Source organism: Wolbachia endosymbiont of Drosophila incompta (assembly GCF_001758565.1).
GTDB lineage: Bacteria > Pseudomonadota > Alphaproteobacteria > Rickettsiales > Anaplasmataceae > Wolbachia > Wolbachia pipientis.
Genome location: NZ_CP011148.1, coordinates 957,898 through 982,295 on the forward strand (window position 1 = coordinate 957,898; position 24,398 = coordinate 982,295).

The following is a 24,398-nucleotide window of genomic DNA, read 5'->3' on the forward strand; positions in this document are numbered from 1 at the left end:
ATCTAAAGGGTACTATTTTACTAGTAGTGAAATAAATCAGAATGAAGTCTATTTTATTAACGAGGCCTTTATTGGATTCGTTCAATACAACAAATAATAACAGATAGTATGGATACAAAGTTTATATAGAACCAGTATTCACAATAAAGTACTTAAATCCTGATATATCTGCACACGAATTTGACGTTGTAATATCCACAAGTAAAAACAGTGTAAAGGCTTTTAGTCAAATATGCAAAGTGGATGACTTTCCGATTATTACAGTTGGTAATTCAACCATGCAGGCTGCAAAAAATTTGGGATTTTCTGATATAATCTCAGCAGACAGCAACGTTGATGGTCTGATATCATTCATAAAAGCTCACTATTCAAGTGCAATAAAGTTCTTATATATAAGAGGACAAGAAGTATCATGTGACCTAAAAAAGAGATTATCTGAAGAAGATTTTAACGTAAGAGAAGTTGTACTCTATAAAACAATCATTAAAAGGAGTCTAACTAATAGGTGTAAAAATTTACTGTTGGATGGTAAAATTGGTAGTGTTGCTTTTTTTTCCTCACAGACAGCAAGGGTATTTTGTTCATTAGTTCTAAAAAGTGGGCTATCTCATGTGATGAATAATACAGTTGCATATACCATGAGTAAAAACATTGCTGATAGTTTAAAGTTAATCAAGTGGAAAAAAATTATAACATCGAGGTTGCCTACTGGGGAGAGTTTAATTGATATAATTAATAAGGATTGCTGATGCTAAAGATTGCAACTTGGAATGTAAACTCCATACGTAAAAGAGTTAACCAACTTTGTAGTTTTATAGTTGATAGTCAGATAGATATAGTTTTGCTGCAAGAGATAAAATGTACGGAAGAGCAATTTCCTTATGCGGAGATAGAAAAGTTAGGATATGAATATGCTATCTATGGACAAGTTGCAAGAAATGGCGTTTGTGTTTTATCTAAATATCCGATACTGGAGAAGTTTAAAATTGACATTGTGGAAAGTCATCAAGAAGCACGTTATATAGAGTGCGTGATAAAGTATACCAATAGTAAGATAAGGGTAGGAAGTGTATACGTGCCAAACGGTCAAAGCCCGGACTCTCACGCATTTGAATATAAACTCAAGTTTTTTGATAACCTATATGAAAGGATGAGCACTTTGTTGAAGAATGAAGAGTTAACTATTATAGCTGGCGATTATAATATTGCACCGGATGAAATTGATGTTTTTGATTCAAACTTATTGAATGGCCAAGTGTGCTTTCATATAAGAGAACGTGAGAAGTTAAGAGCGATCTTGAATCTTGGGTTTAAAGATGCGTTTAGAATATCTCACCCAAATTTGCAACAATTCACTTGGTGGCATTATCAAGGCAATTCACTCAGAAATAATCAAGGAATGCGAATAGATTATATGCTGTTATCACCACAAGCTGTAGATAAATTGGAAACATGCTACATAGATGATAGATTGCGTAAGCTAGAAAATCCGTCTGACCATACTCCTGTTGTATGTGCTATAGAATAATAGCAGATCTCTTACACAATTCACTTTTAGCAAACCTGAGTAGTCTTACCTTTGCTGCTCTGTGGTTTTTCCCTTCGTTTGTTTTCCTTTCCTGTCCAAGATTGATCGTGCTGCTCACTTTTTTCGTTTCCTACCTGGGAAATTTGCTCAGGAACAGGCTGTTGTTCACTCTTTTCTTTTCCTTGGGAAATTTGTTCAGAAACAGAGGTGCCTTTCTCAACTTCTGTAACTGGGGTTTTTAAAATATCATCAATGCCCTCGAGAATTTTTCCATTCAGTTTTGCTCTCTTTTCTGTATCATCTTTATCTTGTGAGCTAGGGTCATACAAAGTACCTTTTTTGTTATTTGAAAAAAGAACCTCCACTCCTCCTTTTATGGCAAATATTGTGCCGATAGCAGTAAGAACTACTCCGAGTGTAGTAGGACCAAAAATTAACATTGGAATAGTGGAAAGAAGGACAGGAAAAAAGATCTTGCTTAAGAACGTTGTTACCATCTCTTCATCACTGAGTGGTGGTTCATCCTCTTCTTTCTTGTCTTTACCTAAGAATGGTATTTTTTCTTTCATCCCATCCATAAAGGAGCCAGAAATATTTTTCGGGTCTATTTTGATCCCTCCAATTAGCAGCAGCAGCATTTCCAATACAAACTTTATGGATGAATCTTTAGCTTCTGTACCACGTATATCAGCTACACACTTGGTTATTATTTGTTGTATTTTATCATTATTTAATTTCTCTTCTCTAGCTAAGCCTTGCTCTCTAATTTCTTTAAACATAGAAAGTAAAAACTGAGAAAAATTCTCTTCACTGAGTGGTTTTATATCTTTTGGATTGACATTATTAAGTAGTATGTCCTTATAAGCTGATATAAAATAATCAGTTATTTCTTTGTTCTCCTTTAATTCGGCTTTACCTTCTAATACTTTTACAAAGTAATCATAGATTACCTGATGTTCCTCTTTTTCAAAAATTTTCTCATCTTTGTTAGTTACCTGATTTGAAGGTTCCAAATTCTTTGTTTGTGGAGTTAATATTTTTGTCATAACTGAGTTACTCACATTTACTATACTTCAATTGTAGCATATTTTTCATATTAATTCAAATAATCTATACTCCTAGAATTCACGATGTTTAAGTCATAATTAAGGGAATTTAGACCCCAGTTGTCGCCAATTTTTATTTCTACTTCAAGTGGTATAGAAATTTCTATTGCATTTTCCATTATATCTTTTATAAGTTTTGCTGTTTCTTGCACCTTTTCGTCTTCTACTTCAACCAGTAGTTCATCGTGAACCTGGAGGATTATTTTACCTACTTTCAATTGGTCAAAAAGCTGAATTGTCGCACGTTTTATTATATCAGCAGCGGTTCCTTGCAGTGGTGCGTTTATTGCTGCCCTTTCTGCAAATTGTCTTATATAAGGAATTGTATTGTTTATGTCTCTTACAAAGCATCTCCTGCCAAACAAAGTTTCTACATAACCATGCAATCTTGCGATAGACACTGCTTTTTCCATATAGGCCTTTATTTCTGGGTAACAGGAAAAATAGTAATTAATGTATTCAGCAGCTTCCGCAATGGTAATTCCAAGCCGCTTTGCAAGACCAAATGGGCTAATGCCATATATAATTCCAAAATTGATGGATTTTGCTTTGCGTCTTAATTGCTCATCTATTTCTTGCACTCCAAAAACTTGCCTTGCGGTGATCTCATGAATATCTTGTCCGTTTGCAAAAGCTTCTTTAAATGCTGCAACGTTTGCAACGTGTGCCAGGAGTCTTAATTCTATTTGCGAATAGTCAGCAGAAATTATCTTATGCCCTTTTGGCGCAATAAATGCTTGTCTGATAAGATTTCCCTCTTCGCTTCTGATAGGAATATTCTGTAAATTAGGATTGCTGGAGCTCAGCCTTCCAGTTGCAGTTGCAGTCGTTGAAAAGCTTGTGTGTATTCTACCATCAAGTGGATCAACTTGCTTTATTAATGCATCAGTGTAGGTGCCTTTTAATTTACTTAAATGTCGCCAATTTAAGATTTTACTTGCGATTTCTACCCCTTCTTCTTCGAGTGCCTCTAGAACTTCATAATTGGTGCTATACGATCCAGATTTTTTTGACTTTTTCTTTTTATTAAGCCCCATTTTGTTGAATAAAACATCACTTAATTGTTTTGGCGAAGCAATATTAAATCTTTCTCCTGCCAAATTATATATCTCATCTTCAAGCACGGCAATTACCTGCTGAAATTTATCGGACAGCTCCTGTAATTTTTGTATGTTCAGTAATATCCCATTTTTCTCCATATCAAATATTACTTTCATAAGTGGCTTATCGAAGCGCTCGTAAATTGTGAGCAATTTTTCCTGAAATAACCTTTGCTTTAGCTTTTCATGAATTGCTATTAAAGTTTTTGCCGAGAAAATTTCTGCATTTTCACTCAAATTATGCGCAACTATGTTTGGAATACTGTGATCATGCTTTCCTGTATCCAAGCTATACGACATTATCATCAAATCATCAACTGAATCTAACATCTTCTCTATTGCAGGGAAGATTTTCCTGATCTCTTTAATGTTATGTATTATTTTAAGCACTCCATTTGAGAGCAAAGTTAAGTTAATTATAATGAGTGCATCTTGTATGCTGTCTTGCTCTATATAAAAAATATTACTTTCGCTATAAGATAGACTTAATACATTGTTTTCAAGGTGGTAATGAATTGCAATTTTGCCTTCATATCTACAATGCTCTAAAAATTTCTCTAACTCTTCACTACTATACTCTATTTTTTCTTCTGTGCTAGACCCACTATAGGAAAAAAGCTTTTCCACTTTCCCTATCAAGGAATTGAATTCATACTTCTTTAAAAAGGATAATAGTTTTTCCATATTTGGAGGGCGAACTTCACATTTTGCAATATCATGTTGAAGGTCTACTTTTTCGCATAGTGATAAAAGTTCTCTTGAAATTAGCGCTTTTTCCTTATGTTCAGCAAGAATATTACGAATCCTCGTTTGCTCGATGTTATCAATGTTCTCTATAATATTATTCAATGAATCAAATTCATCTAGTAATTTAGCTGCAGTCTTCGGGCCTATTCCCGGAACGCCTGGAATGTTGTCAGATGCATCACCAGTTAGAGAAAATAAATCAAGAAGCTTGTGTGAGTTTACGCCAAATTTTTCTATTACTTGTTTTTCATCTATATATATATTTTTAATGGGGTCGAATATTAAAATATTGTGGTTCAAGAGTTGAAATAAATCTTTATCTGATGAAACGACTACCACTTTAAAGTCTTGGTGGTTGGCGTATTTTGCAGCTAGTGTTGCAATTATATCATCTGCTTCATAACCTTCAATCTCTTCATAGCTGAGGTTAAAAGCTTCTACCGCTTCCCTCAGTATGGTGAACTGTGGAGTTAGATCCTCAGGAGGCGTTACTCTGTTCGCTTTGTACTCAGGATATAAATTGTGCCTAAAATTCTTTTTCCCTGCATCAAGTGCTATAGTTAAGTAGTCCGAATGGGCAATGTACTTAAGAACCATATTCAGAAAGCCATATACACCACCTATTGGCATTCCTGTTGTGGTAATTAAGTGAGGTAGTACATAGTAAGCTCTGAAAAGAAAACCATAGCCATCGATGATTGTGAAAGTTTTTTCTTTCATTGTAGATATTTATGCGTGCTTTTGATGGTCCACTATTTAGCTGAGAAAATCAAGTTTTGTTTTTCTGCTTTTGAGCGTTGTAAGAGATTTTACCGAAAATAGCATTCATGATGGGGATGTACACATATGACCTTACCCAGAAAAAGTGGAGAGAAAGTGTGGAATGTTTTTTACAAAAAGAATGATGCATCAAATTGTTCTGGAATGCAATAGTTAATAGTGACGTTGTTTGTTATAAAAAATTTCTATGTATTCAAATATTGCAGTTCTAGTTTGTTGAGCAGAGTGTTGTGAAGTATCAATAAGTATTTCTCTTTTCAATGAGCTAAAGAAGCTTTCTGCAACAGAATTGTCGTAACAAGAGCCTTTATTACTCATCTATATTCTTTACAGCTAAGAGATATTGATACCCTTGCGCAGTATATTGTGAACCTTGGTCACTGTGCAGCAGTAGATTTTTAACAGGTTTACGCCTATTAATGGCCATTAATAAAGAGTTCATAACCAATTGTTTATTTATTGCACTACTCATTAACTACCATACGTGAGAATTATTGCTGCCAAATATAGCCATCCCTCCTTGGTTTTGATGTAAGTAATCCCATACTTTATTTGGTTGATCAACAATAAAGTTTTGATCTAGTATATTGGGAGCTACAGCTCTATTATCTGTTTGTTGTTTTTTAATTTTAAACTTTCTTCTCAGTATAGCCCTGATGTCATTTTTCTGCATAATACTTTGCACCGTTTTCAAATTGCAACTTTTACCCAAAGCCTTCAATTCAGCATGAATTTTAGGAGCTCCATATCTACATTTAGAAACTTGATATATTTTTTGAATAGCTGCGAGTAGCTCTTTATTTGCTGATTCTCTACTGCTTATTTTTCTTGTGGTCCACTTATAGTAGCCACTAGCAGAAAATCCTACATAATTCCTGTACTTTATAGCAGTTACTATATAAAAAAATATTTTACTCTTTTTGACTGGCCAGGGCTTTTTTTTAAATGTCTCTTTCCCTTGTTACTCTTGCTTTGTAAATCAAACCTCTCTTTGTCGTAAGGAGCCATGTTACCTCTACCTGGAAATGCATCGATACCTTCTTTTATTTGATTTTCTCTTCTTCATCCATTTTCCTAATACACTATCCCTTATTCCTAGATCTCTTGCTACTTTTGCAACTGGTTGACCTACCTTTCTTTATTCATTTGCCAGTTTAACAGCTTCCAATTTGAATTCTGCTGTATATTCTCTTACCATTTCTAATCCTCCAAAATTTTATTTTACCCAAAAAAACTCTTTTCTTTCTCTCCACTTTTTCTGGGTAAGGTCACTATTTCTTAAGTAATTTACACTTCAGAGTTTATCTGCTTTAAAGTTTACTCTATTCTGTTTCAGCATTTGTCATAAATCCTTAATTATTTCTGACTTTTTAGTTCAGTTTTTAACCATTCTTTCCTTAACTTAATGGCAGTGACAATAAGCCTATCTATCATTCTGATGTGATTTCAGTTTTGTTTACGTGCAAACTCTCTAATCCCACCTTGTAGTTAGGATAAATTAGAGAGACATTAAGATCTTTTTTAATTTTAACATTACTTACTCTCTTTGATCCTAAATAAAAACTCTGTGCATAATCTGGTAACTCAATTGGTTCTGGAGGGCTAACATTGAGAAGTTTGGTCGCATATATTACCACTTCAGATTGTGTAGTGGGTAAATCGTCTGCACAATTGTATATTTCACCAGGTTTTATGTTTTGCATGGAAGAAAATAAAATATTTGATATATCTTCAACGTGAATACGAGAAAAAAAATGCCCTTCTTTTTTCACATTCCTTGCTTTGCCAAGCTGCAAGTCAATTAACACGTTCCTACCAGGACCGTATATTCCAGCTAAACGAAAAATATGTACAGGCAATCTGCTATTCAGCCACCTCTTTTCAGATCTAAGGCGCTTTTCTCCTCTGATTTCTATAGGTTTTGTTTCAGATTCCTCATTCACCCAATTACCAGAGTGATCACCATAGACGCTAGTTGCAGACAAATAACCGAACCATTTTACATTTTGCAGGCAATCACCGTATCTCTCCACAACATCATCGCCATCTGGAGGAATAGAAATTAAAACGTGCGTTGCGCTTTTAAGCAGATCTTGACTAACTTTCTCATAATTAAAGAGGATTACATCTTGTATATTTTTACTTCTTGATGTGCCACTGACTTTCCAACCTAAGTTCAGTAATTTTTTCGATAAAAATTTAGCTACATATCCATAACCAAAGCAAAACAAGTGCATGAAAATTAATTTTTAAAATTCTTCTTGATAAATTCTACTCCTAATTTTATTCCCTCTTCATTAATAATATGCCCTAATGCATGAATTGGGTGTCCTTCAACATTTACTCCATTTTCTTTCAGAGCTTTAACCGCTAAGTCGAGGGACGAAAAAGGTACCACGTCGTCAGCATCACCATGGATAACACATATGTTAGGTTTTGATTTGATCTCTGGTGCAGTTTTTGAAGGTGAAAGAAACCTACCAGAGTATGCAACAACTGATGCACAGGATTGAGAGCGGGTGAGAGCTGTATGTATTGCAAGCATTGCTCCTTGAGAAAATCCAACTAAAGAAAGTTGCGTATCTTTTAAATTAAGCTCCTTTAATTTTGTATCAATGAAATGATTTACAATTGATGTAGCATTTTTTACTCCATTATATAGCGCTTCCTCACTACGATCTTCCAAGCTGAACCACTGATAACCATCACCTATTTCTCTTTCAAACGGAGCATTGGGTACTGTAAAATATGAACCCAGTAAAAACTTGCTCATAACTTTAGCAAGGTGAATGAAATTATCGCCACTTGAGCCCCAACCATGTAAAAAAATAATCAAATTTTTCTTATTTCCGCCTGCACAAATTTCTGGGCCTTTAAGTTCAATCATTTCTTTTCCTTTTGCGTTTATATTTTTATTTAACACTAATTTTCAAATTTGTAAAACCAATGTGCAATTACGTTCCCGATACTACAGATAAAGTGACTTAGGTTCATCGACGATTTGAAAAACCGTCATTCCGCTACTCGTTAGCGGCTGAGATACCGCGAATGAATCGCGGTATGACGTAGGGAAAACCTTAGCTATAAACCTCAGAAATAAGAAAACAAACTAGAAAAAATACCTCACTATAACTGCAGCCTTAAGCAACGTACCTTATTTATTTACGAAAACTGGTATAAATGCTATGCAAGTAGCTACACTACTTGCATGACATCAAGAATTGACCTCGACTTACCGTCCAACTAGAAAGTTGTATATAGAATGACAGAAATCCAGATGTTATTTACTTACTTTCGATCTTTTCTATCAATTTTTTAACTAAACCTCTTAGCTTCTTACTGGATTCATCAAGCTCTTGAATTTGCGAGCTGCGCTCTTTCATTAGTTCCTTATAGTTACCTCTTATGTAGTCAATCATTTCCTTCATCTGAGCAATCATCTTGTTAGCATCCATGCTGTCCAAATTAGGTATCGTGTTTGGCATACCGCGAGCCATAAGCTGCTGAGACATTTGCATAAATGGTTTTAAAGTCTGATTAAGCAATTCAGGATCCTTGGCTAATTTTTCTATTTGCTCTTTGCAAGTATCCATATACTGCTTCATAAATTCATCTTCTTGCACTTTACCTGTCATAATTACACCTACTTGAAAATATCGATTCTTTATTATATATTGTTTTTAAATTAAAAACAATACAAAATACTCATCACAATTGCATTAATACTTTTTAAATAATAAAAAATGCTCCTTTGCTTATAAAGGGTCACATACTTTCTTTAACCACTCCTTATCTTTGACGCTATTTTCTAAGTTTTTATAGACAAATTGATGGTAGCCATTTATCCATTCAATTTCATCCTTAGTAAGCATTTGCACATTTATTAGTCTTCTATCATATGGAATAGAGGTCAGTTGTTTAAAGTTTAAGAAGCCGTTTTCTTGTCTGTTGACATACATCAGATTTTCAATCCTTATTCCATACTCTCCCGGAATGTAATAGCCAGGTTCGTTGGAAAGTATCATCCCTGGCGTGAGTTTCACTTTATTACTTTTTGATATTGCTTGTGGTCCTTCGTGTACTGATAGGTAACTTCCTACTCCATGCCCTGTACCATGCATATAGTCCATTCCAAATTTCCATAAATGCGTACGTGCCAATATATCCAATTCTCCACCAGTAGTGCCGGGGGGAAAGACGACACTTGCTATAGCAATGTGAGCTTTGAGTACTATTGTATAGTGGGTTATTTGCTCATTGGTCGGATTACCAACTACTACAGTTCTTGTCACATCAGTTGTGCCGTCAAGGTACTGGCCACCAGAGTCAATCAAATACAGTCCATCTTTCTGAATTACTTTATTCGTCTTACTGCTTGCACGATAGTGAATTATTGCCCCATTCTCATTAAATGCAGAAATTGTTGGAAAGCTCAATTGTTTAAACAAATTCTGCTCTTTTCTGTATTCTAAAATCCTTTCTTCAGCTTCAAGCTCTGTACCAACATTACTTTCAAGCCAATGTAGAAAATTTGTAACTGCCACTCCATCTCTGATGTGCGCATTTATAGCCCCAGCTATTTCAGTTTGATTTTTTACTGCTTTATAAATTAAACAAGGATCCTCTCTTTCAGCTACCTGTTTATCTTTTATTACAGCCATGATACTCATTGGAGTTGTGTTTGGATCTATAACTATTGAATTTAGCTTGTGCAGCGAATTTTCTAGCTCACTGATATCAAAAATATTTATATGATTGCCTAAATTTGCTTCTATAGTTGAATGTTCTTTATCTTGAATAAACAAATCAACATTACCGCTTTTATACAATATAGCACGACCCAATATACATGGAGTATATTTAGCATTTTCGTTTCTTAAATTTAATAACCATGAAATTGAATTTGGATCAGTTAAAAGCACTGCTTCAGCTTCTTTATCTATACTTTTAGCGACTTTTTCACATTTGTCCTTACTACTTTCACCAGCATATTTAATAGAATGTAAAACCACTGCTTGTTTTCGATAGTCACTTTTTTTTCCAGCTAAACAGGGTATTAATTTACAGATATTCTCATACTTTCTTATATCTTCCATGGTAAAATATTGCAAATAATAACCTAGTGAGGCAGTCGATGTTAAGTTTGCTTTTATCCATTCGCGTGGATCCTCTTCTTGTATATTATATACTTGAAAATTGCCCTGATCGAGCTGATTGTGAGCTTGTGTGATATAGCGTCCATCTGTAAAAAATTGGCACTTGTTGTTTTTTGTGACAATAAGCAGCCCATTTGTTCCTGTGAAGCCACACAGCTTTGTTAGCTCCTCTGAATACTCATTTAAATATTCGTCTTTAGTATGTAACACAAATGCATCAACGTTTATTTCGTGCATAAAAGAACGAAATTCTTTGATTTTTGACATGGAATGCCTCACGCAAAACTAGCAGCTACTTTCGTTTTCCTGTTTCTCAAATACACTAATATGCTCACTATCGCTGCGGGAGTGATGCCTTGTATTTGCTTTGCAATGCCAATCGTCGCTGGTTTTATTGTTTGTAGCTTTTCTATTACCTCACTTGACAAGCCTTTAACTTGTGAATAGTTGAAGTTGATTGGAATTTGAGTGTTAATTTCCTCTCGTAAAAACTTCATATCTGCTTCTTGTCTTATTAGGTAGGGTTTATATTTTGCTTCAATTTCAACCGCTTCGCATATTTCATTCTTAGCTCTATTATCCGCTTTGGTGTGTCCCATTTTGCCATTCCAGCGCGTGACGCTGCTTAACTCCGGCCATATTTCTTGTAATTTATTCCAGTCGATGTTTGGATAGCTAAGTAAATCTAGTGCCGTTTTTCTTATCCCATCATAAGATATTTTGATACCATAAGACCTAACCTGCTCAGGAGTAATCGTCAGACTCCCTAACTTCTCTTCAAGCTGCTTAATGGATTCAAGTTTATTCTGTAAAACAGAGTATCTCTCATGCGAAACAAGGGAAATATCATAACCTTTTTGTGTTAATCTTCTATCTGCATTGTCTGACCTGATAGCTAGCCTATATTCTGCACGCGAGGTAAATAATCTATAAGGTTCGATCACCCCTTTGATGACTAGATCATCTATCATTACGCCGATATATGAGTCTGTGCGATGGAGAACAAAGCTTTCTTTTTTTTCAGATGCAGAAAGTGCTGCATTGATCCCGGCAATAATTCCTTGCCCTGCTGCTTCTTCATATCCAGTGGTGCCATTAATTTGGCCAGCAAAATATAGGCCTTTAATTTTCTTAGTTTCAAGAGTATGAAACAGCTCTCGTGGGTCAATATAGTCATACTCAACTGCATATCCAGGCCTTAGTATTTCTGCGTTTTCAAGTCCTTTGATACTCTTTATCATTTCACGCTGCACTTCAATAGGCAATGAATTTGAAATTCCGTTCGGGTATACAGTATCATCATCCAGGCCTTCTGGCTCTAGAAATATTTGATGACTACTTTTTTCTGCAAATTTATTAACTTTAACTTCAATTGATGGGCAGTATCTTGGTGCTATAATATCATCCAAATACGAAGAAGCTGACCTGTGCAGATTCTCTCTAATTATTTTATGCGTGTTTTCATTAGTATGGGTAATAAAGCATGATACCTGAGGTTGGTTAATTTTTTCTGTGAGATAAGAAAACGGCACAGGTGGATTATCACCCACTTGTTCTTGCAATATTGACCAGTTTATAGTGCCACGATCAAGCCTCGGTGGAGTTCCAGTACGCAATCTACCTAATTTAAAATTATATTTCTTCAACGTATTTGCAAGTTCTACTGCAGGCTTATCTCCCATTCTCCCTGAAGGAGTTACCTGCTCTCCTATATGAATCACACCCCGCAGAAAAGTCCCTGTAGTTAGAACGACTTTACTTGTCAGTATATGCTCCTCTGAGCTTGTTATTACAGCTTTAATGCACAATTCTCCATTGTTATTACTCTCTATAAGAAAATCGTCAACCGACTCTTCTTTTACCGTCAAATTATTATAATTTAGAATAATTTCCTGTATTGCTTGCTTGTATAATTTTCGGTCTGCCTGTGCACGCGGGCCCCATACTGCTGCACCTCTGCTGCTATTTAAAATGACTGAGTGTATACTTGCTTGATCGATTGCTCTTCCCATTATTCCATCAAGAGCGTCAACTTCCCTGACTACAACGCCCTTTGCAACTCCTCCGATTGCTGGATTGCAGGACATTTCCCCTATAGTTGAAATTTTATGAGTTATAAGCAGCGTGTTTGCACCAAGGCGAGCTGCAGCAGCAGCAGCTTCGCACCCTGCATGACCACCACCTACTACTACTACATCATATTTATGCATGCCTTCTTGAGTAATTCTTACTCTACTAATAGTCTAACTATTAGCGGTTAATGTCAAATTTTACAGTAATTAACTATTTCAATCATCAGTGGCCAATGTATAGCTAACTCACGTCATACCGTCACGGTATCTCTAGATCCCGCTAACAAGCAGCGGGATGACGGTTTTTCAAATTATCGGGTTTTAGTGGGGCGAGCGACCAGGATCGAACTGGCGACATTCAGTACCACAAACTGACGCTCTACCAACTGAGCTACGCCCGCCAAGATATAAAATTTCTAACATAAGAGCGCAAATAGTCAATTGATTATTTAACTCTCCTTTTGCAGAGGGTTTTAAGTTTAGCCAATAAATATTTTCATTGATACTTTTACCATTATAGTTAATTGTATTGACACTAATGAAGTAGTGGTATGTTTAAAAGTATTTTCACATTTAGTTTTTTTACGGCTATTTCAAGGATCTCAGGGTTAATAAGAGATGTATTGATTGCTACGGTTATTGGTGCGAACTCTCTTGCAGACATATTTTTTTCTTCGTTTCGTTTTGCCAATCTATTTCGAGCATTTTTTGCAGAAGGAGCGTTCACTACCTCATTCATACCATTATATTCGACAGAATCATATGATAATAAAAAGGCATTTAATTTTGCAAGTAGTGTAATATCCATTACGTTTATTATCTTAGTAATTTTTTGCCTTATCATGCAAACTTTCTCCCCTTATATGATTCAAATTTTTGCTCCTGGATTTGACCAAAGTAAGTTTACCCTTACTGTTACTTTATCAAGAATTATGATGCCCTACATAATCTTTGTTTCAATTGCATCACTTATTGGTGGAATGCTGCAAGTAAAGCAGCATTTTGCTTCAACAGCTATTGCACCAATCGTTTTGAATCTCTGTTTAATCATCAGTTTGTTTGTGCCTTACGTAAAAACTCCAGCGCACAACCTTTCTATAGCTGTCCTTATAGGAGGAATTTTCCAGCTACTTTTGATACTATTTAGTGCATACAAGTTAAAGGCAGCTTTTTCTTTTAGCCTTGAATTAAGCAATGAAGTAAGGTTATTTTTTAAGCGTGTGATACCTGCAATTATCAACAATTGTGTAACTCAAATAAGCTTATGGATTGATACAATCATGGCGAGTTTTATACCAAATGCGGTGTCCTATATATATTATGCCGATAGACTAAATCAACTACCGCAGGGAATAATCGGTACTGCAATTGGTACAGTGCTTCTTCCTTTAATTTCAAAACAGGTGGATAATACTGAAAATATAGTCAAAATACAGAACAAGGCTCTCAACATAGGATTAATGTTAATTATGCCAACAACTGCTGCCTTTATCGTTATTCCCGACATAATTTTACTTACGCTTTTTTCTTACGGCCGGTTTGATCATTATGCAGTGCAGCAAACTGTTCCCACTTTAATAGCATTTTCTCTTTCTTTACCTGCATTTATTATAAATAAAGTATTGCTACCTACATTTTTTGCTAAAGGCAATCTGAAAATACCAACCATATTTTCGCTAATGTGTCTTGGAATTAATGTAGTGCTAAACCTTTTGTTAATGAACGAGTATCAGCATACGGGGATTGCTATTGCTACTTCCGTTTCCACTTGGATAAACTCTATTCTATTAATTAGTTATTTAACAATAAATAAAATGTATAAGGTTAGCCAAGCGTTATTGTTAAATGTCATGAAAATTTTTGTAGCAACGGCAGTCATGTCAATAGCCCTTTATATTTTTAATTCTTTGTTGGCAGGATTATTTTTTGATAAAATGTTGGCTCGTATTGTTTATTTAACGACTTTAATAGCTTTGAGTGTTATTGTTTATTTTGGTATTCTCTATTTAATATTTAAGGGAAACTTTAAGCATGTGTAAATTATGAGACTTTCTTTATATGCTATATTATCAATCTCACTGCTATTAATTCTCATACATGTTGCTGCAACTTTTAAGGATTGGAGTGGCTACAGGAAATATATCATAAAAGAGTTAGAGAAGACGTATGATGCTAAAGTGCATATTGGGGGAAAAATTAAAGTTTCGTTGATTACCCCAAAGCTCACTATTTATAATGTATACGTACAATACAACGAAAATAAAGAGCAAAAGTTGTCAGATTTAATTAGTGTAAGAAAAATTGAAATAAGGCCATCATTCCTATCGTTGTTTTTATTTTCGTTGCAACCAAAGTCAATCACATTGTTTGGCATGAAAAGCAACAAAGAAAATTTACTTAATATTATAAATACAAACGCCAGTGGTAACACAGTCGATATAGTAATAAAAGACAGCCAAGTAAGTTTCAAGAATGATTTCGCTGATATTGTTAACATAAAGGAAGTTGCTGTAAAAAAAAATAAGCAGTTTTTTGGTAAAGTAAAGGTAGGTGATAATAATTACGATTTTTCAGGAAAGGTTAATATCACAAAAAGGAATGTACACATTAGTGTTGAATCAAATTTTGTAAATTTGCTATTTACAGGTAATAGAAATCAAGAAGAACTCCAGGGTAATTTAACATTAACAATTAATAACAGTTCCGGTTCTGTGAGTGATTTAGCAAAAATCATTAATCTTAGCTTTCTCTCTTGTGTTATTCCTAGCGAAAATATCAAGATATCATCCAATATAAGTCTTAATGAAAGTGAGTTTACGGCAACTGACTTAAAAATTGATGCCAAAAGCATGCAAGCCAGCGGTACAATACAAAATGATAGAAAAGGCAATCACACTAATTTCAATATTAGCTTCAGTAAAGTTGATTTAGATTCCATACAAAATGATTCACAAAGAACAATGAATATGAAGGATCTTCTGGAATGTTTTAGAGCAGTTGTGCCAAAGAACTTGAGCTTAAATTTTAATATGGAAGCTTCTAACATTCAATATCAAAACAAAATATTGGACAATTTCCGTGCTGTACTAAAATCCACTGATGGCAAAGTAAAAGTTAATACGCTTCTTAAATTTCCTGGAATCAATAATATATCTTACTTATCAGGAGAGATCTCAAACAATAATGTCCTATCTGAATTCAACGGTGATTTATTAGTCGAAGGAAATGATTTTGAGTCATTCATTTCATGTTTTTTCCCTTCTATAAAGATGAAAGAAAACCAGAAAAATCAATTTACACTAAGTTCTAAACTGCACCTTGCACCAAGAATATTATCTATCTCAGACATTAGACTGCTAAATAATAAGGAATCCTTGCAAGGATCAATTAGAGTAAGCCACACAAAAAAACGCAGTGTGATCGATGGTGAATTTAGCATGCATAATCTTGATGCAGATAAATATGATCATTCATTATTTAGCAGTTTACCTAAAATGCAATGGCTGAAAAATTTTCAGTATGATACAAATATAAAGGCCCGTGTTAATAACCTTACATTGAATGATACGAAAATTAAAAATTTGGATTTTTTGCTGAAAATGGAAAAAGGTAAGCTAGTTGCAGATAAAATAAAACTATCTGGAGAAGATTTCGATATTACCGGTAATGCAAAAATATTAGCAGATCAAAAATACGCCAAACCTTTATTAGATGTTAACCTTACGGGCAGTAAATTTAATGGAAAAATTATTACATTACCAAATTTAGTAGAGACGAAAAGAAATTCAAGAAATGAGATAGATCAAATTCAATGGTCAACAAAGCAGCTTGATTTTTTGGATGATAAAGAAGGCTTTGATGCAAATGTGCAAATCAATACTGCAGAATTTAAAACCGAGCAGAATGTTTTAAAAGATTTTAATTTGGATGCGGTAATGAGAAACAACACTATCATTATCAGGCAGGCAAGTTACGTATTAGAACGCGGGCAAGTGTTTTTTCAGGGTTATTTAAGATCAGACTCAATAAATACAAGATTTTCTATTGTAAATTTGGACACTAAAAAGATTGGTAAGGTTATAGGAATTGACAATGTAAATGGTCAGGTAAGCTTAAATGGTGAAATCAAAACTCAAGGAAAAAGTTTTCATGATTGGGCTAGTAACTTATCAGGAGATGTAAACTTACAAGCGCAAGGAATAGAAGTTACTAATGTAGATTTCAATTCATTTATCACTAATTTGTTAAGCAGTAAGAATAAATCTGAAATTTCCACACTTGCTTATGTTGATGTATATAATGGCAAGACATTTTTTGAAAATATTAGCGGAAAAGCAAGTATTAAGAGTGGTATATGTTCAACTAGTTTACAGTTCGGGATTGATCAAGCATCAGGATCGATCTCTTCTAATTTAACCTTATCTAACTTCGCTTTAGCTTCTATATTCAGGTTCTTTTTCATACCACCAAATTATAGTAATCCAATCTATATCGATATGCATTTGGATGGCCCTATTTGGCGTCCTAAGATGAGTTTTGATGTAGACCAAATCTTCATCGCTCTGGTTGGCAAGAAAAATAGTTAATTTACTTAGGTGTACGGTTTAGGGGACAATAAACTCATCTGAACGGATACAAACTTAACCTAACTCATCACCACCTGGCAGTGGTGGCAAGCCAAATGCTTCTCTCTTTTCGTTGAGCGTCATGAAGCTTGCGTTTTCTACGTATTTCCACAACTTTTGTCTTTTTTCCATGAGAATTTCTATTGCATCTTTGTCATACGACAAGCACAGATCTTCACCAAATCTTGGTGTCAGCCAAGAATTCAGGTGACAGATAATATTTTCTAGCGTTGGTAAAACCGTCTGCTCCCAGAGGGATAAGCGTGCTTCGACTAAATTGCTATAAGTGTTATCACCCGGTATGCCAAGCAATTGCGGTGGAACGCCAAAAGCTAGCGCAATATCACGAGCTGAGCTGTGTTTGGACTCAATAAAATCCATATCCCTTGGCGATAAGCTCATTTCTTTCCACTCCAAGCCTCCTTCAAGCAATATCGGTCTTCCAGCGTTTATAGAACCTGAATAATGATCATTTATCTGCGCTTTTAAGCGTTGGTACTGCTCTTGACTTAAACTTCCACCACTTCCATCTTTTGCTGATTTTACAACTATTGCACCACTTGGTCTTGCCCCATTTTGCAACATCGCTTGATTCCAAGCACCCGCCTGATTATGTTGATCTATGCTATATGCAGCTGCCTCAATTGGTGATAACCCATACCAATCATTCAAAGGATTAAAGGTCTTTAAGTGCAACACTGCTGAACATCCAGTTAGTTTATCAACTTTAAAGTCATAACTGTTGTTATTTATGGTATAACGATAGATATAAGGAACGTTATTTCTCCCTGGAACAATTTCAACCCTATCGGGGCGCAGAAGATAAAGCTCTGTTGGTGGTTTTCTACTATTCTGTGACTCAACCATCAATATATAAGAATTGCCGTTAACTAACCGATAAGTTACAATCCCCTCAATAAATTCCGATTTTGATGTCATTGGATTAGGAGAATAAAGTAATTTCAGTAATGGATGGGCTTTTAATTGCGATTTTCCCTGTTCAGTAAGCTGGCAGAGAGTAAAAGGTACCGAAGATGCAGCACTTGCAATCATATTAATTGCTCGAAAGGCAATAACATTTTTTATGTAACCTTCCTCAGCAAAACTTACATAATCACGCTTACTCCAACTTGGCTCCATCATTAGCTGCAAAGCAGAATATTTAGTAAATACTGCGCTTTTTTTTCTTTGAAAAATATTGAGATTCATATATGCCTCCTAAAAAATTGAATTTGTGGTTGAATTATATCAATTGGTGTCACAGGAAGGATATACTAACGTACGAACATTATGTTTGAGAGCAATCTCTACACAGTAGTTAAATGGCAGGCACAATAAGGGGTAGCAAAAAGAATGAGCTTTTTTTTTGAGCTGAGCGAAGCCACCTAAGGTAGAAAATGAATCAGGAAGGAGTAAAAATATATTTAATATTTATATGATGTACTTACTTATAAATATCTTTTCTGTGTCCTATCTCTGTGATAACCACTTCATATTTTATAATATTTACGGAATAGATAACGCGATAATCACCTACCCTTAATCTTCTTTGTCCTTTAAATCTGTAATATAATGGCTCACCAAGGTTAATGGGATCAACTGTAAGGCGCTTATTTATCGCATTTATGGTCCTTAATCTTATTGTTTTTGGAAGAGCTGGAAGGTCTTTCTCAAGAACGCTTTCTATGAAGATAATATTGTATTCCAGTCTACATCCTCACTTCTAATTTTCTTTACACCTGAAACATTACGTTTAGCAGCACGCTCAATTAGTATTTTATCTTCCTCATTTTCAATTGCTTCTTGTATTAGCTTCTCTGTTAGTTCTTTAATGGACTTATTTCTTATTTTAGCCAGTCCAGCAAGACACTCTGAAATTTCGTTGTTGAAAGTTATGCTAAATTTTGAGTTTGCCATATATTTTACCTAAAATCTACTAATAATTATACAACATTTTTCTGAATTTTTCAATAAAAAAAGTTGCCTATACGTAAAGAGGACCTGTGTTGACAAATAATTAAACATTTGTCATGTACTATGTTTGTTAAGGAGAAATAGCACAGAAGTTAGTATTAAGTATATTAGGAATAAGAAAGGCTGCGCCCAGTGTCACACACTGGAATAACAGGAAAAAACGAACTGCTATACTAAAAAAAAGAAATAGAATATGACAGAATGGCTAATATCTAATCAGCTTATTGATTATAACTGTGCTGTAAAATCCATGGAAGAGAAAATTCAACAAATTCACAATAATTCAGCAGACGAATTGGTATGGCTACTCCAGCACCCTCCACTTTATACTGCAGGAATCAGTGCAACAGCTGATGATATTGTTGAAAAACTATTTCCCATATATAAAACAGGAAGGGGTGGTAAACACACATATCATGGTCCAGGACAGCGCATTATATATTTAATGTTAAACCTTAAAAAAAGAAACAAATGCGATATAAAGCTATATATTAGAGATCTAAGTAAGTGGATCATAAATGTTTTAAAGCAATTTAATATACTTGGAGAGTTTAGAGAAGATAGAATAGGCATTTGGGTAAACCATAACGGAGTAGAAAAAAAAATTGCAGCTTTTGGTATTCGCTTAAGAAAATGGGTAACTTATCATGGCATAGCGCTTAACGTCTTTCCAGACCTCTCTCACTATAAGGGTATTATTCCTTGTGGGTTGCAAGGTTATGGCGTCACGTCAATGGAAGAACTAGGAGTGAAAGTTCCACTCTCTGAATTGGATGATATACTAAAAAAAGAGTTTTATAAGATATTTTAATGATTGTTTACCTTTTATATTTCATTCTCACTTTATGTGCTAACACAGGTATTCATGCAATGGACCAAGTTGATATTATTGCTCCTTCCTCCAAGGGAAAAGAATCAGATCTGACTACTATAAAAGAATATGTAGAAGCTTTGGATTTTAATCCCCATATTTCGGAGAAAATATATAGTAATGATAACCCATTTTATTCCAACTCTGATGAATTCAGAGCAAATGATTTGGTTAGTGCACTAACCGGTGATAGTAAAATAATCTGGTGTATCAGAGGAGGAGAAGGGGCTTCTCGGTTAATTCCCTATCTAGAAAAGTTACCCAATGATAAAAAAGAAAGGATTGCTCAAAACAAAAAGATCCTCATAGGCTATAGCGATATAACTGCCTTGCACATCCATCTACAAGCTAAATATGATTGGCAAACTCTTCACGGCACCATGTTGGAAATGATAGTAAATAACTCCGTTTCTGAAAGCTCTGTTGAAAAATTGAAAGAGTTAATTCTTAACAAGCGGGATTCTATCAGATTTGATAAGCTAAAGATGATAAATAATGGCATTAGACTAAAAGATGGCAGATTAAAGTCTAAAATCATCGGTGGTAATATGACTTTAGTTGAAAACAGTATAGGAACTGTTTGGCAAATAAATGCGAAAGGTAAAATTCTATTTTTAGAGGACATAAGAGTCTACCCATACGCAATAGAGCGCAGTTTAGATCACCTAAAACAAGCTCACATCTTTGATGGAGTACATGCAGTAATCTTTGGGGATTTCGTTAACTGCTATAACGATAACCTTGTTGAAGTTGTAAAAGAAAGGTTTGCAAAAAGTGTTAACTTTCCTGTATTTACTATGAAAGGGGTAGGCCATGGACATACAAATGATCCTTTACCTTTTAACACTCACGCTATTATTAGCGTTCAAGACGAAAAAGAAGGTTTGTTTTTTATGGACGTGCAGAATGTTAGCTAATCTTATAGCTAACGCGAGCTCTACGTCATACCGCCGCAGTATCTCTTAGCCGCTAACACGTACTTAACCGTCATACCGCGATTCATTCGCGGTATCTCATCCGCTAACAAGCAGCAGTTCTACGTCATACCGCCGTGGTATCTTTTAGCATAGATCCCGCTAACACGTAGCGGGATGACGAGCTTATCGTCATGCTGCCGCGAACCGTCATACCGCCACGAACTGTCATACCACCACGAACCGTCATACCGCGATTCATTCGCGGTATCTCTAGATCCCGCTAACACGTAGCGGGATGACGGTTGTCAGGGTGTCATGCAAGTAGCTGACTACTTGGATCTGGTAGGCTTAAATCACAATGCCCGTAAAGCTGCGACCCTAGAGCTACTATCTCTCACCCACTGCAAATATTGCACGGTACTATCCACTTGATCATCGTGTCGAGTTTCAGGAAACATTAAAATCTCATACTCAAAATCGTTCAGCCATACTGCTTGGTGCGGCAGAAAAACCTTGCCAGACTCTATAATCGGAACAAATTGATAAAATCGAGTGAGTTTGTCATCATGTGGTACTATTTCGATAATTGGTAAATCACTGTTTGTCTTTAGCTCTTGCACCAATTGCTGACCACTTGTTTTTGCTTCGATTAAAATTGCGTGCGGTGTCCATCTTGCAGCTAGTGACAGAACTTGCTCTTTAAGCTTTGGATACTCAAGCTTTGCGCGATATACATCGAGTAAATAGAATTTATTGCCCACTTTTGTCCAGGTGGTGCAGACGCTAAAGTTGCTCATGCTGCTTGTTGAAACTGCAGTGTCCCAGCTCTGAGTGACATATGAGAGACTATCAGAAAAATTTCTATAGCGCTCAGCGGTTCTCGTTTAATTATACCACTTGAAAGTGGCAGAGGGTTTTGTTGATATTGTGCAGCAAAAGCGTAACTTCCAAGTTCAACCTTTATCATCTCAACTTCTTCTTTTCCTCCATCGAGGGGATATAGCAACTGACCTTCTTCTCTTGAGTATAATATTACGGGTGGTGTCATTCTAGCACTTGATGCTGTAATCCAGCTTTTGTACTCATTTGTAGTTACTCGGGTGACAGGAACAAGAAAAGGAGGCGCTGGCTTTTTGATTGAATAGATAATCTCCTTATTTTCAGATATCATCGGTAAACAAGTATGGTTCCATATGTTTTTCGGTTTGGAGAGAAGGTGCCCGGTTAAATCTTCTTGATGTAGCCTATGCATCACAAGAACAATTACTCCTTTTTTTCTATTGTTGAGCCTGGCTACTAAAGTCTGGTCAAACCAATTTGTAGCACGCTTTCTAAACGTTTCACTCAAAGCTTGGGCGGGACTCAGTGGATCATCCACGATGATGAAATCACCACCTTCACCTGTTAACGTCCCTCCAACTGACGTTGCGATTCTGTATCCTCTCTGCACTGTTTGAAATTTGTATTTGGTATTCTGATCTTTGGATAGTTCTACCTCTGGAAACAGCTCTCTATACCAACTAGACTGCATTATGCATCTTGTATCGAGCGAGTGCTTTTCGCTAAGCAGCCGAGAGTAGCTTGCAACTATTATTCTTGCAGCTGGCTGATTTCCCAGTATCCATGCGGGCCACGCAACACTAGCGCACAGGGACTTCATTGAACGCGGAGGCATATTGAATATTATTCGCCTCATTTTGCCAACATTTGCCGCTTCAAGTCTGTCTGCTATGACTTTTATATACTGATAATCATTATACTCACACCCCGGCACTACCGTTTGAAAACACAGTTCAATGAATTTTAGAAAGTTCATGATATAATGTTGAAACCAACGCGTGACGCTGGGATGACAAAAAAAGGAGCACTGAAGGCTATAGGTGAGACGTTGCGGTATCTCTAGATCCCGCTAACAAGCAGCGGGATGACGAATTACTTAACCATCATTACACCGTCATACCGCGATTCATTCGCGGTATCTCTTAACATAGATCCCCTACTATACCTTAACATAGATCCCGCTAACAAGCAGCGGGATACTTAACCATCATCTACACCGTCATACCGCGATTCATTCGCGGTATCTCAGCCGCTAACAAGTAGCGGAATGACGAATTACTTAACCATCATTACACCGTCATACCGCGATTCATTCGCGGTATCTCAAAGCATAGATCCCGCTAACAAGTAGCGGGATGACGGTTGTCGTTTAGCTATAAATATTAAGAAATTTACCAAATAAAAAAAAGGCAAAAGAAGCCCCGTGGTTGGCTAATTACTTACATTATACTTTCAAGTATGGCGTTTTTTTATTCTAAACGCTTAATAACCGCGATTTAGCTGCTTTTTAATGCAACTAACCTTTAGTCATAAATATTTAAGAAATTTACTAAACAGAAAAAAAGGCAAAAGAAACCCTAGGGTAGCTAATTATTCACTATCCATTTTTTAAGTTGGCGTTTTTTGATATTTTAAATGCTTTATAAGCGCATTTCAGCTTATATTAGGTAAAAACCTAGAAATCTTATAAAGACATAAGATGCACATAGTGCAAAAAATTAAACATGGGACGCCAGATACGTGAGTTTTTTTGTCATTTAATCTGTACAGAGAAGATAAATAAATAGCTTCAGTTTCATGATAAGGGGACTGGCAAGGCTTGTCAAGCAAGTTTTTTGCAATATCAGGGGATAATTTCGACCATAAATCCCTATCAATAAATTTTAACAAAAATACTTTAGTGCATTTTCAAATATAAGCATTCCATCGCCATATTTTGGCACAGCAACACCTAAACGCTTGCTCTTTTCTTTTTCAAGGGGCCAATTATCTTGCTGGGTAAAAAATATTCCCCTTTCTGGATGGGGCATTAAAGCTAGCACTCTTCCACTTTTATCTGATAAAGCTGCTAGGTCGTATGTAGATCCATTCGGATTGTAAGGAAATTGTAGGTTAGCATAGTTGCCATTTTTATCAATGTAACGTAATGCGGTGGAATTGCTCTCAATCAATTGGTTCAAAATATCTTGATCCATAAAAAATTTGCCTTCCCCATGAGCAATAGGGAGATATAGTTCACTCAGACCCCGTAGCCAAACAGAATTACTCTTTGAATTAACTCTCACTCTAATCCAACGGCATTGATAATTGCCTATATCATTATGGATTAAAGCTAGACTAGAGAATTCTGGAATTAATTTTACTAATATCTGACAACCATTACATATTCCTATAATCAGCTTGTCCTGAGATAAAAACTCTTGAAACTCATCCAACAAGTTGTTTTTAATACGTAAAGCAAACGCATTACCAGCACCAGTGTCATCACCATAGGAAAAACCCCCTGGAATTGCAAGTATATTGCTTAATTTCAGTTCACCTGGATTATCTATGATATCGTTAATGTGAACGATTTTTACTTCAATATTACCAATACCAAGTTTTCTGCTGCATTCCATAAATGCAAATGCAGTTTCTTTTTCGCAATTTAAGCCATAACCAGATAGGACTGTGATTTTCATG

16 protein-coding genes, 1 tRNA gene and 3 pseudogenes are annotated in these 24,398 nt (G+C 35.5%); 6 read left to right on the top strand and 14 right to left on the bottom strand.

From position 1 onward, the window contains the following. Positions 1-41: 41 nt before the first annotated feature. Positions 42-749, top strand: a pseudogene (locus WG67_RS04305) (uroporphyrinogen-III synthase). After that, positions 749-1,528 carry an exodeoxyribonuclease III gene (locus tag WG67_RS04310; protein ID WP_010962977.1) on the top strand — a complete coding sequence of 260 codons (780 nt, stop codon included), beginning with the start codon at positions 749-751 and terminating at the stop codon, positions 1,526-1,528. The pseudogene WG67_RS04305 and the gene WG67_RS04310 overlap by 1 nt, the downstream one beginning before the upstream one ends. Positions 1,529-1,554: 26 nt before the next feature. Here the strand turns inward: WG67_RS04310 and WG67_RS04315 are convergent, their stop codons facing one another. From WG67_RS04315 to WG67_RS04360, 9 genes and pseudogenes are all read right to left on the bottom strand, one after another. Further along, positions 1,555-2,574, bottom strand: a complete 1,020-nt coding sequence (locus WG67_RS04315) for a hypothetical protein (protein WP_070356955.1) — start codon at positions 2,572-2,574, stop codon at positions 1,555-1,557. Positions 2,575-2,624: 50 nt separating this feature from the next. After that, positions 2,625-5,201, bottom strand: a complete 2,577-nt coding sequence (gene polA, locus WG67_RS04320; protein ID WP_010962979.1) for a DNA polymerase I — start codon at positions 5,199-5,201, stop codon at positions 2,625-2,627. Between the two features lie 170 nt (positions 5,202-5,371). After that, positions 5,372-6,459: pseudogene (locus tag WG67_RS08700) on the bottom strand (IS3 family transposase). Between the two features lie 232 nt (positions 6,460-6,691). Further along, on the bottom strand, positions 6,692-7,498 hold the full coding sequence (locus WG67_RS04335) for an SDR family oxidoreductase (RefSeq protein WP_010082068.1): 807 nt from the start codon (positions 7,496-7,498) through the stop codon (positions 6,692-6,694). 5 nt (positions 7,499-7,503) lie between these two features. Continuing rightward, the gene (locus tag WG67_RS04340) at positions 7,504-8,148 is read right to left on the bottom strand and encodes an alpha/beta hydrolase (protein WP_010962980.1); all 645 of its coding nucleotides are present in this window, start codon (positions 8,146-8,148) and stop codon (positions 7,504-7,506) included. A gap of 397 nt (positions 8,149-8,545) precedes the next feature. Continuing rightward, positions 8,546-8,896, bottom strand: coding sequence for a hypothetical protein (locus tag WG67_RS04345; RefSeq protein WP_070356956.1), 351 nt, complete (start codon positions 8,894-8,896; stop codon positions 8,546-8,548). Between the two features lie 120 nt (positions 8,897-9,016). Further along, positions 9,017-10,684: an aminopeptidase P family protein gene (locus WG67_RS04350; RefSeq protein ID WP_070356957.1), complete on the bottom strand. Its 1,668-nt coding sequence runs from the start codon at positions 10,682-10,684 to the stop codon at positions 9,017-9,019. A gap of 8 nt (positions 10,685-10,692) precedes the next feature. After that, on the bottom strand, positions 10,693-12,627 hold the full coding sequence (mnmG, locus tag WG67_RS04355) for a tRNA uridine-5-carboxymethylaminomethyl(34) synthesis enzyme MnmG (RefSeq protein WP_070356958.1): 1,935 nt from the start codon (positions 12,625-12,627) through the stop codon (positions 10,693-10,695). Positions 12,628-12,814: 187 nt separating this feature from the next. Then, positions 12,815-12,890, bottom strand: a tRNA-His gene (locus WG67_RS04360). 150 nt (positions 12,891-13,040) lie between these two features. On the opposite strand from WG67_RS04360, the gene murJ reads away from it, so the two are divergent. Both murJ and WG67_RS04370 read left to right on the top strand, forming a co-directional pair. Then, on the top strand, positions 13,041-14,528 hold the full coding sequence (gene murJ / locus WG67_RS04365) for a murein biosynthesis integral membrane protein MurJ (protein ID WP_070356959.1): 1,488 nt from the start codon (positions 13,041-13,043) through the stop codon (positions 14,526-14,528). A 3-nt stretch (positions 14,529-14,531) separates the two neighbouring features. Next, positions 14,532-17,075, top strand: coding sequence for an AsmA family protein (locus WG67_RS04370; protein WP_070356960.1), 2,544 nt, complete (start codon positions 14,532-14,534; stop codon positions 17,073-17,075). A 54-nt stretch (positions 17,076-17,129) separates the two neighbouring features. On the opposite strand, the gene WG67_RS04375 is transcribed toward WG67_RS04370, so the two are convergent. The 3 genes from WG67_RS04375 to WG67_RS04380 form a co-directional block, all read right to left on the bottom strand. Then, the gene (locus WG67_RS04375) at positions 17,130-18,323 is read right to left on the bottom strand and encodes a phage portal protein (protein WP_010962986.1); all 1,194 of its coding nucleotides are present in this window, start codon (positions 18,321-18,323) and stop codon (positions 17,130-17,132) included. 235 nt (positions 18,324-18,558) lie between these two features. Then, positions 18,559-18,822, bottom strand: a complete 264-nt coding sequence (locus tag WG67_RS06420; protein WP_083250486.1) for a type II toxin-antitoxin system RelE family toxin — start codon at positions 18,820-18,822, stop codon at positions 18,559-18,561. Next, complete coding sequence (locus WG67_RS04380) at positions 18,798-19,031, bottom strand: DUF6290 family protein (RefSeq protein ID WP_010081986.1); 234 nt, start codon at positions 19,029-19,031, stop codon at positions 18,798-18,800. Before WG67_RS04380 ends, WG67_RS06420 begins: the two co-directional genes overlap by 25 nt. Before the next feature lie 250 nt (positions 19,032-19,281). Between WG67_RS04380 and lipB the strand changes: the two genes are divergently transcribed. Together lipB and WG67_RS04390 are read left to right on the top strand one after the other, a co-directional pair. After that, positions 19,282-19,899 (top strand): lipoyl(octanoyl) transferase LipB, encoded by a 618-nt coding sequence (gene lipB / locus WG67_RS04385; RefSeq protein WP_010081985.1) that lies wholly within the window; start codon positions 19,282-19,284, stop codon positions 19,897-19,899. Beyond that, positions 19,899-20,876, top strand: coding sequence for an LD-carboxypeptidase (locus WG67_RS04390; protein WP_010081984.1), 978 nt, complete (start codon positions 19,899-19,901; stop codon positions 20,874-20,876). The genes lipB and WG67_RS04390 overlap by 1 nt, the downstream gene beginning before the upstream one ends. A gap of 353 nt (positions 20,877-21,229) precedes the next feature. Here the strand turns inward: WG67_RS04390 and terL are convergent. Next, a pseudogene (terL, locus tag WG67_RS04395) lies at positions 21,230-22,692 on the bottom strand (phage terminase large subunit). 907 nt (positions 22,693-23,599) lie between these two features. After that, entirely contained in the window at positions 23,600-24,397 is a 798-nt protein-coding gene (locus tag WG67_RS04400) for a phosphoribosylformylglycinamidine synthase subunit PurQ (RefSeq protein WP_006279487.1), read from the bottom strand. Position 24,398 lies beyond the last annotated feature (1 nt).

Excerpts from the sequence above, each read along its gene's own strand:
- WG67_RS04400 (WP_006279487.1), bottom strand. The coding sequence starts at position 24,397 with ATGAAAATCACAGTCCTATCTGGTTATGGCTTAAATTGCGAAAAAGAA.
- WG67_RS04310 (WP_010962977.1), top strand. The coding sequence starts at position 749 with ATGCTAAAGATTGCAACTTGGAATGTAAACTCCATACGTAAAAGAGTT.
- polA (WP_010962979.1), bottom strand. The coding sequence starts at position 5,201 with ATGAAAGAAAAAACTTTCACAATCATCGATGGCTATGGTTTTCTTTTC.
- mnmG (WP_070356958.1), bottom strand. The coding sequence starts at position 12,627 with ATGCATAAATATGATGTAGTAGTAGTAGGTGGTGGTCATGCAGGGTGC.
- WG67_RS04350 (WP_070356957.1), bottom strand. The coding sequence starts at position 10,684 with ATGTCAAAAATCAAAGAATTTCGTTCTTTTATGCACGAAATAAACGTT.
- murJ (WP_070356959.1), top strand. The coding sequence starts at position 13,041 with ATGTTTAAAAGTATTTTCACATTTAGTTTTTTTACGGCTATTTCAAGG.
- WG67_RS04370 (WP_070356960.1), top strand. The coding sequence starts at position 14,532 with ATGAGACTTTCTTTATATGCTATATTATCAATCTCACTGCTATTAATT.
- WG67_RS04380 (WP_010081986.1), bottom strand. The coding sequence starts at position 19,031 with ATGGCAAACTCAAAATTTAGCATAACTTTCAACAACGAAATTTCAGAG.
- WG67_RS04340 (WP_010962980.1), bottom strand. The coding sequence starts at position 8,148 with ATGATTGAACTTAAAGGCCCAGAAATTTGTGCAGGCGGAAATAAGAAA.
- WG67_RS04335 (WP_010082068.1), bottom strand. The coding sequence starts at position 7,498 with ATGCACTTGTTTTGCTTTGGTTATGGATATGTAGCTAAATTTTTATCG.
- lipB (WP_010081985.1), top strand. The coding sequence starts at position 19,282 with ATGACAGAATGGCTAATATCTAATCAGCTTATTGATTATAACTGTGCT.
- WG67_RS04345 (WP_070356956.1), bottom strand. The coding sequence starts at position 8,896 with ATGACAGGTAAAGTGCAAGAAGATGAATTTATGAAGCAGTATATGGAT.
- WG67_RS04315 (WP_070356955.1), bottom strand. The coding sequence starts at position 2,574 with ATGACAAAAATATTAACTCCACAAACAAAGAATTTGGAACCTTCAAAT.
- WG67_RS04375 (WP_010962986.1), bottom strand. The coding sequence starts at position 18,323 with ATGAATCTCAATATTTTTCAAAGAAAAAAAAGCGCAGTATTTACTAAA.
- WG67_RS04390 (WP_010081984.1), top strand. The coding sequence starts at position 19,899 with ATGATTGTTTACCTTTTATATTTCATTCTCACTTTATGTGCTAACACA.